General features: G+C 63.8%; 12 protein-coding genes, 1 tRNA gene and 1 pseudogene. All 14 read left to right on the top strand.

Annotation, left to right across the window (positions count from 1 at the left end; genetic code table 11):
* A pseudogene (gene tuf / locus M4J39_RS22730) lies at positions 1 to 127 on the top strand (elongation factor Tu); the annotation flags it as partial.
* Between the two features lie 208 nt (positions 128 to 335).
* Positions 336 to 411: transfer RNA gene (locus M4J39_RS22725), tRNA-Trp, on the top strand.
* 101 nt (positions 412 to 512) lie between these two features.
* On the top strand, positions 513 to 710 hold the full coding sequence (secE, locus tag M4J39_RS22720; RefSeq protein WP_026789304.1) for a preprotein translocase subunit SecE: 198 nt from the start codon (positions 513 to 515) through the stop codon (positions 708 to 710).
* Between the two features lie 26 nt (positions 711 to 736).
* The gene (gene nusG, locus M4J39_RS22715) at positions 737 to 1,267 is read left to right on the top strand and encodes a transcription termination/antitermination protein NusG (protein ID WP_100083497.1); all 531 of its coding nucleotides are present in this window, start codon (positions 737 to 739) and stop codon (positions 1,265 to 1,267) included.
* A gap of 168 nt (positions 1,268 to 1,435) precedes the next feature.
* Positions 1,436 to 1,864, top strand: coding sequence for a 50S ribosomal protein L11 (gene rplK / locus M4J39_RS22710; protein WP_251730785.1), 429 nt, complete (start codon positions 1,436 to 1,438; stop codon positions 1,862 to 1,864).
* A 5-nt stretch (positions 1,865 to 1,869) separates the two neighbouring features.
* Positions 1,870 to 2,571, top strand: a complete 702-nt coding sequence (gene rplA / locus M4J39_RS22705; protein ID WP_251730784.1) for a 50S ribosomal protein L1 — start codon at positions 1,870 to 1,872, stop codon at positions 2,569 to 2,571.
* Positions 2,572 to 2,986: 415 nt separating this feature from the next.
* Positions 2,987 to 3,505 carry a 50S ribosomal protein L10 gene (rplJ, locus tag M4J39_RS22700; RefSeq protein WP_251730783.1) on the top strand — a complete coding sequence of 173 codons (519 nt, stop codon included), beginning with the start codon at positions 2,987 to 2,989 and terminating at the stop codon, positions 3,503 to 3,505.
* 57 nt (positions 3,506 to 3,562) lie between these two features.
* Positions 3,563 to 3,946, top strand: a complete 384-nt coding sequence (gene rplL / locus M4J39_RS22695; protein ID WP_251730782.1) for a 50S ribosomal protein L7/L12 — start codon at positions 3,563 to 3,565, stop codon at positions 3,944 to 3,946.
* A 213-nt stretch (positions 3,947 to 4,159) separates the two neighbouring features.
* Positions 4,160 to 8,296, top strand: a complete 4,137-nt coding sequence (gene rpoB / locus M4J39_RS22690) for a DNA-directed RNA polymerase subunit beta (protein ID WP_251730781.1) — start codon at positions 4,160 to 4,162, stop codon at positions 8,294 to 8,296.
* 168 nt (positions 8,297 to 8,464) lie between these two features.
* Positions 8,465 to 12,670: a DNA-directed RNA polymerase subunit beta' gene (rpoC, locus tag M4J39_RS22685; RefSeq protein ID WP_251730780.1), complete on the top strand. Its 4,206-nt coding sequence runs from the start codon at positions 8,465 to 8,467 to the stop codon at positions 12,668 to 12,670.
* A gap of 633 nt (positions 12,671 to 13,303) precedes the next feature.
* Positions 13,304 to 13,675 (top strand): 30S ribosomal protein S12, encoded by a 372-nt coding sequence (gene rpsL / locus M4J39_RS22680; RefSeq protein ID WP_026782429.1) that lies wholly within the window; start codon positions 13,304 to 13,306, stop codon positions 13,673 to 13,675.
* A gap of 68 nt (positions 13,676 to 13,743) precedes the next feature.
* Positions 13,744 to 14,214 carry a 30S ribosomal protein S7 gene (gene rpsG / locus M4J39_RS22675; protein ID WP_251730779.1) on the top strand — a complete coding sequence of 157 codons (471 nt, stop codon included), beginning with the start codon at positions 13,744 to 13,746 and terminating at the stop codon, positions 14,212 to 14,214.
* Between the two features lie 21 nt (positions 14,215 to 14,235).
* On the top strand, positions 14,236 to 16,311 hold the full coding sequence (gene fusA / locus M4J39_RS22670; protein ID WP_251730778.1) for an elongation factor G: 2,076 nt from the start codon (positions 14,236 to 14,238) through the stop codon (positions 16,309 to 16,311).
* Positions 16,312 to 16,362: 51 nt separating this feature from the next.
* Positions 16,363 to 16,459, top strand: a 97-nt coding sequence (locus M4J39_RS22665; RefSeq protein ID WP_251730786.1) for a GTP-binding protein, incomplete at its 3' end; no start/stop codon positions are given.

Raw genomic sequence — 16,459 nt, 5'->3', positions numbered from 1 at the left:
GGGCGACAACGTGACGATGAACGTCCAGCTGATCGTTCCGATCGCCATGGAAGAGAAGCTCCGCTTCGCCATCCGTGAAGGCGGTCGTACCGTCGGCGCAGGTGTGGTGGCCTCCATCGTCGAGTGATGACGCGTACCCGGCGGCGTCAGTCGCCGGAATCTCCTGGATTTCCGGGCTGATCCACAGCCAAGTCGTTCGGGAGACAAAGAAATTGCCGCGCGGGGGTTGCCCCGCCGGCAGGAATCGGTAAGAAGGGCGCACCGCGCTTTTGGTGCTTGATCCGGAAGCCGGTTCGGCTATAAGCGAACGGACTGGCGTCCGCGAGCGGAAGTCTAGGGGTATAGCTCAGTTGGTAGAGCGGCGGTCTCCAAAACCGCAGGTCGCGGGTTCGAGCCCTGCTGCCCCTGCCATTTCCCTCTTGCGTGGACCTGCCGAACGCTATAGATAACGGTTCCTGTCTCGTGGCGCGCGGAGCTGACGTTCCGCGCGCCCGACCGTCATGAGTGGATGTATGGCCAAGACTAGCCCCCTTGAGTTTCTGCAGCAGGTTCGGACCGAGGCCGGCAAGGTCACATGGCCGACCCGACGCGAGACTGCGATCACGACGACCATGGTGTTCATCATGGCCATCCTCGCGGCGATCTTCTTCCTGGTCGCCGACATGATCATGAACTGGGGTGTCGGGTTGCTGCTCGGCCTCAGCGGCTGACGAACGACCGCCGAGGGAGCATCGACATGGCAAAACGCTGGTACATCGTGCACGCCTACTCGAATTTCGAGAAGAAGGTGGCTGACTCCATCAAGGAGCAGGCGCAGCAGCGCGGTCTCGCGCATCTCTTCGAGCAGGTTCTGGTGCCGACCGAAAGCATCACCGAGGTGCGTCGCGGCCGCAAGGTGGCGGCCGAGCGCAAGTTCTTCCCGGGTTATGTCCTGGTCCGCATGGACATGACCGACGAGGCCTATCACCTGATCAAGAACACGCCGAAGGTCACGGGGTTCCTTGGGTCCGACAACAAGCCGGTTCCCATTCCCGACCGTGAGGCCGAGCGCATCATGAATCAGGTCGAGGTTGGCGTCGAGCGGCCCAAGCCGTCCGTCAGCTTCGAGATCGGCGAGCAGGTCAAGGTTTCCGACGGCCCGTTCGCGTCCTTCTCCGGCCTTGTCGAGGAAGTGGACGAAGAGCGCAGTCGCCTCAAGGTGGCGGTGTCGATCTTTGGTCGCGCTACGCCGGTCGAACTCGAATACGGTCAGGTCGAAAAGGTCTGACGCACGTTTGCGATGCCGGTTCGCCGGTGTCGCGTTCGCCGTCCGGTTTTCCGGTCGGCACCCACCCCGTGGGAGAGGGGCCCCGGCCATCGCCGCCGGGACACGGTCCTCCGACCACGAACCTGAAGGCGAACCGGCTCATCCGGGTGCGCCGACGAGGAGAAGAAAATGGCGAAGAAAATCACTGGCTACCTGAAGCTTCAGGTACCGGCCGGTTCGGCGACCCCGTCGCCTCCGATCGGCCCCGCGCTCGGTCAGCGCGGTCTCAACATCATGGAATTCTGCAAGGCATTCAACGCGCAGACGCAGGGTATGGAAAAGGGCATGCCGATCCCGGTGCTCTTCACCATCTACGCGGACCGCTCGTTCACCTTCAAGCTCCGTACGCCGCCGATGACCTACTTCCTGAAGAAGGCCGCCGGTCTCGACAAGGGCTCGAAGACGCCGGGCACCGGCACCGCCGGTTCCGTCACCAAGGCGCAGGTGCGTGAAATCGCCGAGAAGAAGCTCGTCGACATGAACGCCACCTCCATCGACGCCGCCATGCTCATGGTCGAGGGCTCCGCCCGCTCCATGGGTCTCAAGATCGCGGAGTGACCGACATGGCCAAGCTTCCCAAGCGCGTCGCCGCTAGCCGCGAAGGCATCGATCGCAAGAAGTTCTATCCGCTGACCGAGGCCCTCGGCCTGATCAAGGAGCGCGCCACGGCCAAGTTCGACGAGACTGTCGAAGTTGCCATCAATCTCGGCGTCGATCCCCGTCATGCCGACCAGATGGTCCGTGGCGTCGTCCAGCTGCCGCACGGCACTGGCAAGACCGTCCGCGTCGCCGTGTTCGCCCGTGGCCTCAAGGCCGACGAGGCGACCGCCGCCGGAGCCGACATCGTCGGCGCCGAAGAGCTGGTCGAGACGATCCAGAAGGGCGAGATCAACTTCGATCGCTGCATCGCCACGCCGGACATGATGCCGCTGGTCGGCCGTCTGGGCAAGGTTCTCGGCCCGCGCGGCCTGATGCCGAACCCCAAGGTCGGCACCGTGACGCAGGATGTCGCCGCCGCCGTCAAGGCGTCCAAGGGTGGTGCCGTCGAGTTCCGCGTCGAGAAGGCCGGTATCGTCCATGCCGGCGTCGGCAAGGCTTCGTTCACCGCCGAGGCGCTGCTGGACAACGTCCGCGCCCTCGTCGACGCCGTCCAGAAGGCCAAGCCGACGGGTGCCAAGGGCACCTATCTGCAGCGCCTGTCGGTCTCCTCGACCATGGGCCCGGGCGTGAAGGTGGAAGTCGGCTCCGTGGGCGCCGCTTCCTGACGATGAATTCCGGCCTCAGGGCCGGTAGCTCCGATGAGGAGCGATGAGTTTCCCGTCGGCCAAGGCCGGCGGGATCGGTGGCCTCCCGGAGGACTTGTCCTCAAGGAGGCGCCGACCCTGTCCGAGATTGCGGGTGTCCGGCATATGCCGAGACCTAAGCCTAACGGACCGATCCCAGCTTCTGGGTGACGTCGGGGCCTGCATGAGACGGGAGTGAGATCCGTATCATCCGAAGGGCGGTCCGCCGTTCTTCCCATGACGAGTACCGGTTCGAACTCTTCCCTCCAGCTACGCCGGTTTTCCGGAACGGGTTGGCGGACAGGCCGCGAGCGTCGCGCCAAGCCCTCGGGCGAAGGCGTGGCAACAGCAACCTGACGACGGGGTGCAAGCCTTGTCGTTTATCTGGAGACAGGCCGTGGATAGAGCGGAAAAGCGGGAACTGATCGACGCACTCAACGCCTCGTTCAAGGGCGCGGGCGTCATCGTCGTGTCCCACTACCAAGGCCTTACCGTCGCTGACCTGCAGGCGTATCGCGCCCGCATGAGGGAAGCCGGCGGCAAGGTCAAGGTCGCCAAGAACCGCCTCGCCAAGCTTGCTCTTCAAGGCACCGATGCCGAGCACATTGCCGACCTGTTCACAGGTCCGACCGTCATCGCCTATTCGGCGGATCCGGTCGCGGCGTCCAAGGTCACTGTCGAGTACTCCAAGACCAACGACAAGCTCGTTGTTCTCGGTGGTGCTCTCGGCAAGACCAACCTCGATGCCAACGGCGTCAAGGCTCTCGCGAGCCTGCCGTCGCTGGACGAACTGCGCGCCAAGCTGCTGGGTATGATCAATACCCCGGCGACCCGCATCGCAGGCGTCCTGCAGGCACCCGCGGGCCAGCTGGCCCGCGTGTTCGGGGCTTATGCCAAGAAGGACGAAGCGGCGTGAGGCCGTTCGACCTGAAACAAAAATCTGGTTCGAACCGTTACTGAAGGAAGAAGTGAAATGGCTGATCTTGCCAAGCTGGTCGATGAACTGTCGGCCCTGACCGTCCTGGAAGCCGCCGAGCTGTCGAAGCTCCTCGAAGAGAAGTGGGGCGTGTCCGCCGCTGCTCCGGTCGCCGTCGCCGCCGTTGGCGCCGCCGGTGGTGCCGCTCCGGCCGCCGCTGAGGAAGAGAAGACCGAGTTCGACGTCATCCTCGTCGACGCCGGCGACAAGAAGATCAACGTGATCAAGGAAGTCCGCGCCATCACCGGCCTCGGCCTCAAGGAAGCTAAGGACCTGGTCGAAGGCGCTCCGAAGCCGGTCAAGGAAGCCGTCGCCAAGGACGAGGCCGCCAAGATCAAGAAGCAGCTTGAAGAAGCTGGTGCCAAGGTCGACGTCAAGTAATCGACCTGACATTTATGACGGTGGGCGGCTCGACAAAATCGGGCCGCCCAACGGTTGTTTTTGAGATGGCCTTTTTTTGGCCCGAATCGGATCGAATTGGCTAAAGACTTGGCCTGTCGGTCGACGGTCGGTTTGTCCCGAGCCCTTCGGCGGCGTGAGAGCGTTGCGTATCAAAGGGTTCCGGTCTGCCGATCACGGTGTACGAGGGAAGCAATGGCGCAAACGTTCAACGGCCGCAGGCGTGTCCGCAAGTTCTTCGGAGACATCCGGGAAGTTGCCGAGATGCCGAACCTGATCGAGGTCCAGAAGGCGTCCTACGACCAGTTCCTCATGGTGGAGGAGCCCAAGGGCGGACGTCCCGAGGAGGGCCTCCAGGCCGTTTTCAAGTCTGTGTTCCCGATTTCCGACTTCGCCGGCACGGCGTTTCTCGAGTTCGTTCGCTACGAGTTCGAAGCGCCGAAGTACGACGTCGATGAGTGCCGCCAGCGCGGCATGACCTTCGCCGCGCCGCTCAAGGTGACGCTGCGTCTCATCGTGTTCGATGTCGACGAGGATACCGGCGCCAAGTCGGTCAAGGACATCAAGGAGCAGGACGTCTACATGGGCGACATGCCGCTCATGACCGACAACGGCACCTTCATCGTCAATGGCACCGAGCGCGTCATCGTCTCGCAGATGCACCGTTCGCCGGGCGTGTTCTTCGATCACGACAAGGGCAAGAGCCATTCGTCGGGCAAGCTGCTGTTCGCCGCGCGCATCATCCCGTATCGCGGGTCCTGGCTCGACATCGAGTTCGACGCCAAGGACATCGTCTACGCGCGCATCGACCGCCGTCGCAAGATCCCGGTGACGAGCCTGATGTTCGCCCTCGGTCTCGACGGCGAGGAGATCCTCGACACCTTCTACAACAAGATCATCTACGAGCGCGCCAAGGACGGCTGGCGCATGCCTTACGATGCCAATCGCATGAAGGGCATGAAGGCTGTCGCCGACCTCATCGACGCCGACACCGGCGAAGTCGTGGTGGGCGCCGGCCGCAAGCTGACGGCCCGCGCGGCCCGTCAGCTCGCCGAGAAGGGCCTCAAGGCCCTGAAGGTGACCGACGAGGAACTCGAAGGCCTCTACATCGCCGAAGACGTCGTCAACATGCAGACGGGCGAGATCTACGTCGAGGCTGGTGACGAGATCACCGCCAAGATGCTGGCCATGCTTGCCGATCTCGGCATCGACGAGCTGCCGCTGCTCGACATCGACCACGTCAACACCGGCGCCTACATCCGCAACACGCTGGCCGTCGACAAGAACGAGTCCCGCGAGGGCGCCCTGTTCGACATCTACCGCGTCATGCGTCCGGGCGAGCCGCCGACCATCGACACCGCCGAGGCGATGTTCAAGTCGCTGTTCTTCGACGCCGAGCGCTACGACCTCAGCGCCGTCGGCCGCGTCAAGATGAACATGCGCCTCGACCTTCAGTGCCCGGACACCGTCCGCGTCCTCCGCAAGGAAGACATCCTGGCCGTCATCAAGACGCTGGTGGAGCTGCGCGACGGCAAGGGCGAGATCGACGACATCGACAATCTCGGCAACCGCCGCGTCCGTTCGGTCGGCGAGCTGATGGAAAATCAGTACCGCGTCGGTCTCCTGCGCATGGAGCGCGCCATCAAGGAGCGCATGAGCTCGGTCGACATCGACACGGTCATGCCGCAGGACCTGATCAACGCCAAGCCGGCGGCCGCCGCCGTGCGCGAGTTCTTCGGGTCGTCGCAGCTCAGCCAGTTCATGGACCAGACCAACCCGCTTTCGGAGATCACCCACAAGCGCCGCCTGTCGGCCCTTGGCCCGGGCGGTCTGACCCGCGAGCGCGCCGGCTTCGAGGTTCGTGACGTTCACACCACGCACTACGGCCGCATCTGCCCGATCGAAACGCCGGAAGGCCCGAACATCGGTCTGATCAACTCGCTCGCCACCTTCGCCCGCGTCAACAAGTACGGCTTCATCGAGAGCCCGTACCGCATTGTCGAGGACGGTCGGGTGACCGACAAGGTCGTCTACCTCTCGGCCATGGAAGAGAGCAAGTACACGGTCGCCCAGGCCAACGCCATCCTCGACGAGGAAGGCCGCTTCGTGAACGATATGGTCATCTCCCGCCATGCCGGCGAGACGGCCGCCGTCGCCAAGGAGCGCGTCGACCTGATGGACGTGTCGCCCAAGCAGGTCGTGTCCGTCGCCGCGGCGCTGATCCCGTTCCTCGAGAACGACGACGCCAACCGCGCCCTGATGGGCTCGAACATGCAGCGTCAGGCCGTGCCGCTGGTCCGCGCCGAGGCGCCGTTCGTCGGCACCGGCATGGAGCCGGTCGTCGCCCGTGACTCGGGCGCCGCGATCGCCGCCAAGCGCGGCGGCGTCATCGACCAGGTGGACGCCACCCGTATCGTCATCCGCGCCACCGAGGACCTCGAAGCCTCGAAGTCGGGCGTCGACATCTATCGCCTGATGAAGTTCCAGCGCTCCAACCAGTCGACCTGCATCAACCAGCGTCCGCTGGTGCGCGTCGGCGACGTGGTGGCCAAGGGCGACATCATCGCCGACGGTCCGTCGACCGACCTCGGCGATCTGGCTCTCGGCCGGAACGTGCTGGTCGCGTTCATGCCCTGGAACGGCTACAACTACGAGGACTCGATTCTTCTCTCCGAGAAGATCGTGGCCGAGGACGTGTTCACCTCGATCCACATCGAGGAGTTCGAGGTGATGGCCCGCGACACCAAGCTGGGTCCGGAAGAAATCACCCGCGACATCCCGAACGTGTCGGAAGAGGCCCTGAAGAACCTCGACGAAGCCGGCATCGTCTACATCGGCGCCGAAGTCCAGGCCGGTGACATCCTCGTCGGCAAGATCACGCCGAAGGGCGAAAGCCCGATGACGCCGGAAGAGAAGCTTCTGCGCGCCATCTTCGGCGAGAAGGCCTCGGATGTGCGCGACACCTCCCTGCGCGTGCCGCCGGGCGTGACCGGCACCATCGTCGAAGTGCGCGTCTTCAACCGCCACGGCGTCGAGAAGGACGAGCGCGCCATGGCGATCGAGCGCGAGGAGATCGAGCGTCTCGCCAAGGACCGCGACGACGAGCAGGCCATCCTCGACCGTAACGTCTACGGCCGCCTGATGGGCATGCTGATCGGCAAGACCGGCGTCGGCGGCCCCAAGGGCTTCAAGAAGGACACTGTCCTCGACCAGGAGAAGCTCGAGGAGTTCCCGCGGTCGCAGTGGTGGCAGTTCGCTCTCGAGAGCGAGCAGGCCATGGGCGAGATCGAGGCCCTGCGCAAGCAGTATGACGAGAGCCGCAAGCGGCTCGAGCAGCGCTTCATCGACAAGGTGGAGAAGCTGCAGCGCGGCGACGAACTGCCGCCGGGCGTCATGAAGATGGTCAAGATCTTCGTCGCCGTGAAGCGCAAGATCCAGCCGGGCGACAAGATGGCCGGCCGTCATGGCAACAAGGGCGTCGTCTCGCGCATCGTGCCGGTGGAAGACATGCCGTTCCTCGAGGACGGCACCCATGTCGATATCGTGCTGAACCCGCTCGGCGTGCCTTCGCGCATGAACGTCGGTCAGATCCTCGAAACCCACCTGGGTTGGGCCTGCGCCGGCATGGGCCGCAAGATCGGCGAGATGCTGGAGGCCTATCGGCACAGCAACGAGATCGAGCCGCTGCGCGAGCTGGTGGTCGACACCTACAAGGGGTCGCCCAAGACCGAGGACATCGGCAAGTACACCGATGACGAGGTCCTGCTGCTCGCCAACCAGGTGAAGAAGGGCATCTCGATCGCCACGCCGGTGTTCGATGGCGCTCGCGAGCCGGACATCAACGAGCTCTTGGCCAAGGCGGGGGTGAACACGTCCGGCCAGTCGGTGCTCTACGATGGCCGTACCGGCGAGCCCTTCGACCGCAAGGTCACCGTCGGCTACATCTACATGCTGAAGCTCCACCACCTCGTGGACGACAAGATCCACGCCCGTTCGATCGGCCCCTACAGCCTCGTCACCCAGCAGCCGCTGGGCGGCAAGGCGCAGTTCGGCGGCCAGCGCTTCGGTGAAATGGAGGTCTGGGCGCTGGAAGCTTACGGCGCGGCCTATACGCTGCAGGAGATGCTGACGGTCAAGTCGGACGACGTGGCCGGCCGCACCAAGGTCTACGAGGCGATCGTCCGCGGCGACGAAGCCTTCGAGTCCGGCATCCCCGAGAGCTTCAACGTGTTGGTCAAGGAGATGCGCTCGCTCGGCCTCAACGTCGAGCTGGTCAACTCCAAGGAGCACGCTGTTATCGCGGACGAGCGTCCTCAGGACGCGGCGGAGTGATCCGGCGCGCCTAAACGAAGGAAACGCCTTGAGCTGTCGGTGCGGAAGCGCCGGCAGTTCGGCGCGTCCTGAACCCCGGCGCCAGAAGCGCCTTAGAGATTTTTCATGCGGCCCCCGCCGGCGAGGCGGACAGACGGCGGTCGGGCTGCATCACAGGAGAACGAGCCGATGAACCAAGAGGTCATGAACCTTTTCAACGCACAGGCTCCCGTGCAGGTCTTCGACCAGATCAAGATCTCCCTCGCTTCCCCCGAGAAGATCCTCAGCTGGTCCTATGGCGAGATCAAGAAGCCCGAGACCATCAACTACCGTACCTTCAAGCCCGAGCGCGACGGCCTGTTCTGCGCCCGCATCTTCGGGCCGATCAAGGACTACGAGTGCTTGTGCGGCAAGTACAAGCGCATGAAGTACAAGGGCGTCATCTGCGAGAAGTGCGGCGTCGAAGTCACGCTGTCGCGCGTCCGTCGCGAGCGCATGGGCCACATCGAGCTCGCCGCGCCCGTCGCCCACATCTGGTTCCTGAAGTCGCTGCCGAGCCGCATTGGCCTGCTGCTCGACATGCCGCTCAAGGATCTGGAGCGCATCCTCTACTTCGAAAACTACGTCGTCACCGAGCCGGGCCTCACCCCTCTCAAGCAGCATCAGCTCCTCACCGAAGAGGACTACATGCGCGCCCAGGAGGAGTACGGCGAGGACACCTTCACCGCTCTGATCGGCGCCGAGGCCATCCGCGAGCTCCTGCAGTCGCTCGACCTGCCGAAGCTGGCCGAGAAGCTGCGCCAGGAGATCGCCGAGTCGACCTCCGAGCTGAAGCCCAAGAAGCTCGCCAAGCGCGTCAACATCATCGAGGCCTTCATCCAGTCGGGCAACAAGCCCGAGTGGATGGTCATGAGCGTCATCCCGGTCATCCCGCCGGACCTGCGCCCGCTGGTCCCGCTGGATGGCGGCCGCTTCGCGACCTCCGACCTCAACGACCTCTACCGCCGCGTCATCAACCGCAACAACCGCCTGAAGCGCCTCATCGAGCTGCGCGCGCCGGACATCATCATCCGCAACGAGAAGCGCATGCTTCAGGAGTCGGTTGACGCCCTGTTCGACAACGGCCGTCGCGGCCGCGTCATCACCGGCGCCAACAAGCGTCCGCTGAAGTCGCTCTCCGACATGCTGAAGGGCAAGCAGGGCCGCTTCCGCCAGAACCTCCTCGGCAAGCGCGTCGATTACTCCGGCCGTTCGGTCATCGTGGTCGGCCCGGAAATGAAGCTGCATCAGTGCGGCCTGCCGAAGAAGATGGCGCTGGAGCTGTTCAAGCCGTTCATCTACTCGCGCCTCGACGCCAAGGGCTTCTCCTCGACGGTGAAGCAGGCCAAGAAGCTGGTGGAGAAGGAGCGTCCGGAAGTCTGGGATATCCTCGACGAGGTCATCCGCGAGCATCCGGTCATGCTGAACCGCGCCCCGACGCTGCACCGCCTCGGCATCCAGGCCTTCGAGCCGATCCTGATCGAGGGCAAGGCGATCCAGCTGCACCCGCTCGTCTGCTCGGCCTTCAACGCCGACTTCGACGGCGACCAGATGGCCGTCCACGTGCCGCTGAGCCTTGAAGCCCAGCTCGAAGCCCGCGTGCTGATGATGTCGACCAACAACATCCTGCACCCGGCCAATGGCGCGCCGATCATCGTTCCCTCGCAGGACATCGTTCTCGGTCTCTACTACCTGTCGATCATGAACGACGGCGAGCCGGGCGAGGGCATGGCCTTCGCCGACTTCGGCGAGCTGCAGCATGCGCTCGACACCGGCGCCGTGACGCTGCACTCCAAGGTGCGCGGCCGCTTCAAGACCATCGACAAGGACGGCAACCCGGTCTCCAAGATCTACGAGACCACGCCCGGCCGCATGATGATCGGCCAGTTGCTGCCCAAGAACCACAACGTGCCGTACGACCTCTGCAACGAGCTCATGACCAAGAAGAAGATCTCGGGCATGATCGACGCGGTCTACCGCCATTGCGGCCAGAAGGAGTCGGTGATCTTCTGCGACAAGATCATGGCCCTCGGCTTCAGGGAAGCCTGCAACGCCGGTATCTCCTTCGGCAAGGACGACATGGTCATCCCGGAGACCAAGGCGAACCTCGTCGGCGAGACGCTGGCGTTGGTCAACGACTACGAGCAGCAGTACTCCGACGGCCTGATCACCCAGGGCGAGAAGTACAATAAGGTGGTCGACGCCTGGGCCAAGTGCACCGACAAGGTGGCCGAGGAGATGATGAAGCGCATCTCCGCCGTGCAGAAGGACGACACCGGCCGCACCAAGCCGATGAACTCCATCTACATGATGAGCCACTCGGGCGCCCGTGGTTCGCCGGCCCAGATGAAGCAGCTCGCCGGCATGCGCGGCCTGATGGCCAAGCCGTCGGGCGAGATCATCGAGACGCCGATCATCTCGAACTTCAAGGAAGGCCTGAGCGTGATGGAGTACTTCAACTCCACGCACGGTGCCCGTAAGGGTCTGGCCGACACCGCTCTGAAGACCGCCAACTCCGGTTACCTCACCCGTCGTCTCGTCGACGTGGCGCAGGACTGCATCATCACCGAGACCGACTGCGGCGCCGAGGACCAGGGCCTCCGCATGCAGGCGATCGTCGATGCCGGTCAGGTCGTCGCCACGCTTGGCGCCCGCATCCTCGGCCGCACGGCTGCGGAGGACATCACCGTCGCCGCCACCGGCGAAGTGGTGGTGCCGAAGGGCAAGCTGATCGAGGAGCGCGACGTCGAGCGGATCGAGAAGTCCGGCATCCAGTCGGTGAAGATCCGTTCGGTGCTGACCTGCGCCACCAAGATCGGCGTCTGCGCCAAGTGCTACGGTCGCGATCTCGCACGCGGCACGCCCGTCAACATGGGCGAAGCCGTCGGCGTCATCGCGGCCCAGTCGATCGGCGAGCCGGGCACCCAGCTCACCATGCGCACCTTCCACATCGGCGGCACGGCGCAGGTGGTGGATAGCTCGTTCATCGAGTCGACCATCGAAGGCACGGTCAAGATCCGCAACCGCAACGTCGTGCGCGACAGTGAGGGCAAGCTCATCGCCATGGGCCGCAACCTCGCCGTGGTGCTGGTCGACGAGGCCGGCAACGAGCGTTCGACCCATCGCGTGGTCTACGGCTCGCGCCTGCACGTCGATGACGGCGACAAGATCAAGCGCGGTCAGCGTCTTGCCGAGTGGGACCCCTACACCCGCCCGGTGCTGACCGACGTCGACGGTATCGTCGGCTACGAGGACTTGCAGGAAGGCGCCTCGGTGTCCGAGACGACCGACGAGGCGACCGGCATCACCAAGCGCGTGGTCATCGACTGGCGCGGTTCGGCCCGTACGTCGGACCTCAAGCCGGCCATCGTCATCAAGGACGCCAACGGCAAGATCGGCAAGCCGCAGAAGGGTGGCGATGCCCGCTACCTGCTCAGCCCCGACGCCATCCTGTCGGTCGAGCCGGGTTCGAAGGTACATGCCGGCGACGTGCTCGCCCGTATCCCGCTCGAAAGCGCCAAGACGCGTGACATCACCGGCGGTCTGCCGCGCGTCGCCGAGCTGTTCGAGGCCCGTCGTCCGAAGGATCACGCCATCATCGCCGAGATCGACGGTACGATCCGCTTCGGCCGCGACTACAAGAACAAGCGCCGCGTGCTCATCGAGCCGCACGACGCCAGCCTTGAGCCGCGCGAGTACCTGATCCCGAAGACCAAGAACTTCCACCTTCAGGAAGGCGACGTGGTCGAGAAGGGCGATTACATCGTCGACGGCAATCCCGCGCCGCACGACATCCTGGCGATCAAGGGCGTGGAGGCGCTGGCCGCCTACCTCGTCAACGAGATCCAGGAAGTCTACCGGTTGCAGGGCGTGGTGATCAACGACAAGCACATCGAGGTGATCGTTCGCCAGATGCTGCAGAAGGTCGAGGTCACCGAGGGCGGCGACACCGACCTGATGGGCGGCGACCAGGTGGACAAGCTGGAGTTCGATCAGATCAACGAGAAGGCGACCTCCGAAGGCAAACAGCCGGCGGTGGCTCACCCGATCCTGCTCGGCATCACCAAGGCCAGCCTGCAGACGCGCTCCTTCATCTCGGCGGCGTCCTTCCAGGAGACCACCCGCGTCCTCACCGAGGCGGCGGTCAATGGCAAGGTCGACACGCTCGAGGGGCTCAAGGAGAACGTCATCGTCGGTCGCCTGATCCCGGCCGGTACCGGCTCGCTGATGAGCCGCATCCGCCAGGTGGCCATGCGCCGCGACGAGCTGATCCTCGAGGAGCGCCGCAAGGACGCCCTCGGCGAGGGCGTCGAGGTGCCGGTCGGCGAAGTCGACAAGATCGGCACCGAGGTCTGATCGCTCGAACCTGATGACTCCGATGGCGCGGCGTTCCGAAAGGGGCGCCGCGCTTTCGTTTGAAGGAGGGCGGGATTCGCTTGGTTCGATTCCGGTGCCCGCCCCGATCGGATTCGGCCATGGATTCGCCATTCGGCCCCGGGAGATCGGGCAAATGGAAGAGGGGGATTGCATTTGTTGCGCCAAACCGTCATGGAATTGCTGCATCGTGCGTGTGGGGCAGGGGCGTGTCCGCAGAAGGCCGAGGTTTCCGGCTTTTTTGTCCGGCTGGCTTGACGGTTGGGGATAGTTTGAGTAGTGTCCGCGCCACTTGAAGAGTTGGTCTGTAACGCGTGATCGATCACTGGTCCTTAAGCCTTTGATCAAGCATCGTTAAACGCAATTCGCTCCACTGGTGGTGAAAGCTGTTGTACGCACGAACGGTGCCTCTCGGCATTGTTCCTCTGCTTTCCGCCGCGCCGGACGTGAGATTTCACGTTATCGGCGCGCTTCGTTTTGTGCGGGCGGGGTGCGGAGAGCTGCGAATTCGGTCAGGGAGTTGACCTGTTGCCTCGGTTCTGGCGGCGGTTGGCTCTGAAGGAAGTGAAGTTCCGGTCTTAATGAGGGTCCGGACGTTTGGATTGAAGGTGAAGGATGCCGACGATCAATCAGTTGATCCGTAACCCGCGCGTGGCGCCGGTTTACCGTGAGAAGGCTCGCCATCTTGAGGCTTGCCCTCAGAAGCGCGGCGTCTGCACGCGCGTCTATACGACGACCCCGAAGAAGCCGAACTCGGCCCTTCGTAAGGTCGCCAAGGTTCGTCTGACCAACGGCTACGAGGTCATCGGCTACATTCCTGGTGAAGGTCACAACCTTCAGGAGCACTCGGTCGTCATGATCCGCGGCGGCCGCGTCAAGGACCTTCCCGGCGTGCGCTATCACATCCTTCGCGGCGTGCTCGACACGCAGGGCGTCAAGAATCGCAAGCAGCGCCGCTCCAAGTACGGCGCCAAGCGTCCGAAGTGATCCCTGGCCGGATCTGTGCGTGAAGCCGGATCCGGTCGGTCTTATTTTGCTATACCCGGAGACGAAGTATGTCCCGTCGTCACAGTGCAGAGAAGCGCGAGATCAATCCCGATCCGAAGTTCGGTGATATCGTCGTTTCCAAGTTCATGAACTCGATCATGCAGGACGGCAAGAAGTCGGTCGCCGAAGCGATCGTCTACGGTGCCTTCGACAGCATCGAGAACCGTACCCGCCAGAGCCCGGTCCAGACCTTCCACCAGGCGCTCCACAACGTGATGCCGCAGATCGAAGTTCGGTCGCGCCGCGTCGGTGGTGCCACCTATCAGGTGCCGGTCGAGGTTCGTACCGAGCGCCGTCAGGCCCTCGCCATCCGCTGGCTCATCTCGGCCGCTCGCGGTCGCAACGAGAAGACGATGGTCGATCGTCTGTCGGGCGAGCTGATGGACGCTGCCAACAACCGCGGCACCGCCGTCAAGAAGCGCGAAGACACGCACCGGATGGCCGAGGCCAACCGCGCCTTCTCGCATTATCGCTGGTAAGCCGGACAGGCGGAGACGATCATGGCTCGTACGCATAAGCTCGAGGACTACCGCAACTTCGGCATCATGGCCCACATTGATGCGGGCAAGACGACGACGACGGAACGCGTCCTCTATTACTCGGGCAAGTCCCACAAGATCGGCGAAGTGCACGACGGCGCTGCCACCATGGACTACATGGAGCAGGAGCAGGAGCGTGGCATCACCATCACGTCGGCTGCCACCACCACCTTCTGGAATGGCAAGCGCCTCAACATCATCGACACCCCAGGCCACGTCGACTTCACCATTGAAGTCGAGCGTTCGCTGCGCGTGCTCGATGGCGCCGTCTGCGTTCTCGACTCGAACCAGGGTGTCGAGCCCCAGACCGAGACGGTGTGGCGTCAGGGCGACAAGTATCACGTTCCCCGGATCGTCTTCTGCAACAAGATGGACAAGACCGGCGCGAACTTCGACCAGTGCCTGAGCGACATCAAGACCCGCCTCGGTGCGCGTCCGATTGCCCTGCAGCTGCCGATCGGTGCCGAGTCCAACTTCAAGGGCATCGTCGACCTCATCCGCATGAAGGCGGTCGTGTGGGAAGACGAGCAGCTTGGCGCCAAGTTCCATGACGAAGACATCCCGGCCGACATGGTCGAGCGCGCCATTGAAGCGCGTGCCGAGCTGATCGAAGCCGCCGTCGAGATGGACGACGCCGCCATGGAGGCCTACCTCGAGGGCAACGAGCCCGACGAGGTGACCCTCAAGAAGCTGATCCGCAAGGCGGTTCTGGTTTCGGCCTGGTTCCCGGTTCTCGCTGGCTCGGCCTTCAAGAACAAGGGCGTGCAGACCCTGCTCGACGCCGTCGTCGACTACCTGCCGTCGCCGGTCGACGTGCCGCCGACCAAGGGTATCGATCCGAAGACCGAGGAAGAGACCGTTCGTCACTCGACCGACGACGAGCCGCTCTCCATGCTGGCCTTCAAGATCATCGAAGATCCCTATGGCGTGCTGACCTTCGCCCGCGTCTACTCGGGCGTGCTGACCAAGGGTTCGACCGTCCTGAACTCGACCCGCGAGAAGCGCGAGCGCATCGGCCGCATGGTCCAGATGCACGCCGACAGCCGTGAGGACGTCGAGGAAGCCCGCGCCGGCGACATCATCGCCTTCGTCGGCCTCAAGGACACCCGTACCGGCGACACGCTCTGCGACCCGCTGAAGCCCGTCATCCTCGAGAAGATGGAATTCCCCGAGCCGGTCATCGAGATGGCCGTCGAAGCGGCGACCAAGAGCGAGCAGGAAAAGCTCTCCATGGCCCTGCAGAAGCTGGCCTCGGAAGACCCGTCCTTCCGCGTCTCCACCGACCAGGAGTCGGGCCAGACGATCATCAAGGGCATGGGCGAACTGCACCTCGACATCAAGATCGACATTCTCCGTCGTGCTCCGCACAACATCAAGGTGAACGTCGGCGCCCCGCAGGTTGCCTACCGCGAGACCATCCGCAAGGCGACCGAGATCGACTACACCCACAAGAAGCAGACCGGTGGTACCGGTCAGTTCGCCAAGGTGAAGTTCGTGGTCGAGCCGAACGAAGTCGGCAAGGGTTTCCAGTTCGAGAACAAGATCATCGGTGGTGTGGTTCCCAAGGAATACATCCCGGGCGTCGAAAAGGGCCTGAACTCGGTGATGACCTCCGGTCCGCTCGCCGGCTTCCCGGTGGTCGACGTCAAGGTCACCTTGGTCGACGGCGCCTACCACGAGGTCGACTCCTCGGCCATCGCCTTCGAAATCGCCTCGCGCGCCGCTCTGCGTGAAGCCATCGAGAAGGCCTCGCCCGCTCTGCTCGAGCCGGTGATGAAGGTCGAGATCGTGTCGCCGGAAGAGTACGTCGGTTCCGTCATCGGCGACGTAAACTCCCGTCGCGGCCAGATCCAGGGCCAGGACATGCGCGGCAACGCCAATGTCATCACGGCCTTCGTTCCGCTCGCCAACATGTTCGGCTACGTGAACCAGCTCCGTTCGATGAGCCAGGGCCGCGCCAGCTACACCATGCAGTTCGACCACTACGAGCAGGTTCCGGCTGCCGTCGCTCAGGAAGTCCAGGCCAAGTACGCCTGATTTCCCGACGGCTGACCTCAACCGCTTACACGAGACAAAGGAAGATATCCGATGGCCAAGGAAAAGTTTTCGCGGACGAAGCCGCACTGCAACATCGGCACGATCGGTCACGTTGACCACGGCAAGACGTCGCTGACTGCGGCGATCA

This window comes from Pleomorphomonas sp. NRK KF1, assembly GCF_023721755.1.
GTDB lineage: Bacteria > Pseudomonadota > Alphaproteobacteria > Rhizobiales > Pleomorphomonadaceae > Pleomorphomonas.
The sequence above is the reverse complement of the archived record's forward strand: the minus strand, read 5'-3'. Positions and strand labels throughout refer to the sequence as shown.

Excerpts from the sequence above, each read along its gene's own strand:
- secE (WP_026789304.1), top strand. The coding sequence starts at position 513 with ATGGCCAAGACTAGCCCCCTTGAGTTTCTGCAGCAGGTTCGGACCGAG.
- nusG (WP_100083497.1), top strand. The coding sequence starts at position 737 with ATGGCAAAACGCTGGTACATCGTGCACGCCTACTCGAATTTCGAGAAG.
- rplK (WP_251730785.1), top strand. The coding sequence starts at position 1,436 with ATGGCGAAGAAAATCACTGGCTACCTGAAGCTTCAGGTACCGGCCGGT.
- rplA (WP_251730784.1), top strand. The coding sequence starts at position 1,870 with ATGGCCAAGCTTCCCAAGCGCGTCGCCGCTAGCCGCGAAGGCATCGAT.
- rplL (WP_251730782.1), top strand. The coding sequence starts at position 3,563 with ATGGCTGATCTTGCCAAGCTGGTCGATGAACTGTCGGCCCTGACCGTC.
- rpoB (WP_251730781.1), top strand. The coding sequence starts at position 4,160 with ATGGCGCAAACGTTCAACGGCCGCAGGCGTGTCCGCAAGTTCTTCGGA.
- rpoC (WP_251730780.1), top strand. The coding sequence starts at position 8,465 with ATGAACCAAGAGGTCATGAACCTTTTCAACGCACAGGCTCCCGTGCAG.
- rpsL (WP_026782429.1), top strand. The coding sequence starts at position 13,304 with ATGCCGACGATCAATCAGTTGATCCGTAACCCGCGCGTGGCGCCGGTT.
- rpsG (WP_251730779.1), top strand. The coding sequence starts at position 13,744 with ATGTCCCGTCGTCACAGTGCAGAGAAGCGCGAGATCAATCCCGATCCG.
- fusA (WP_251730778.1), top strand. The coding sequence starts at position 14,236 with ATGGCTCGTACGCATAAGCTCGAGGACTACCGCAACTTCGGCATCATG.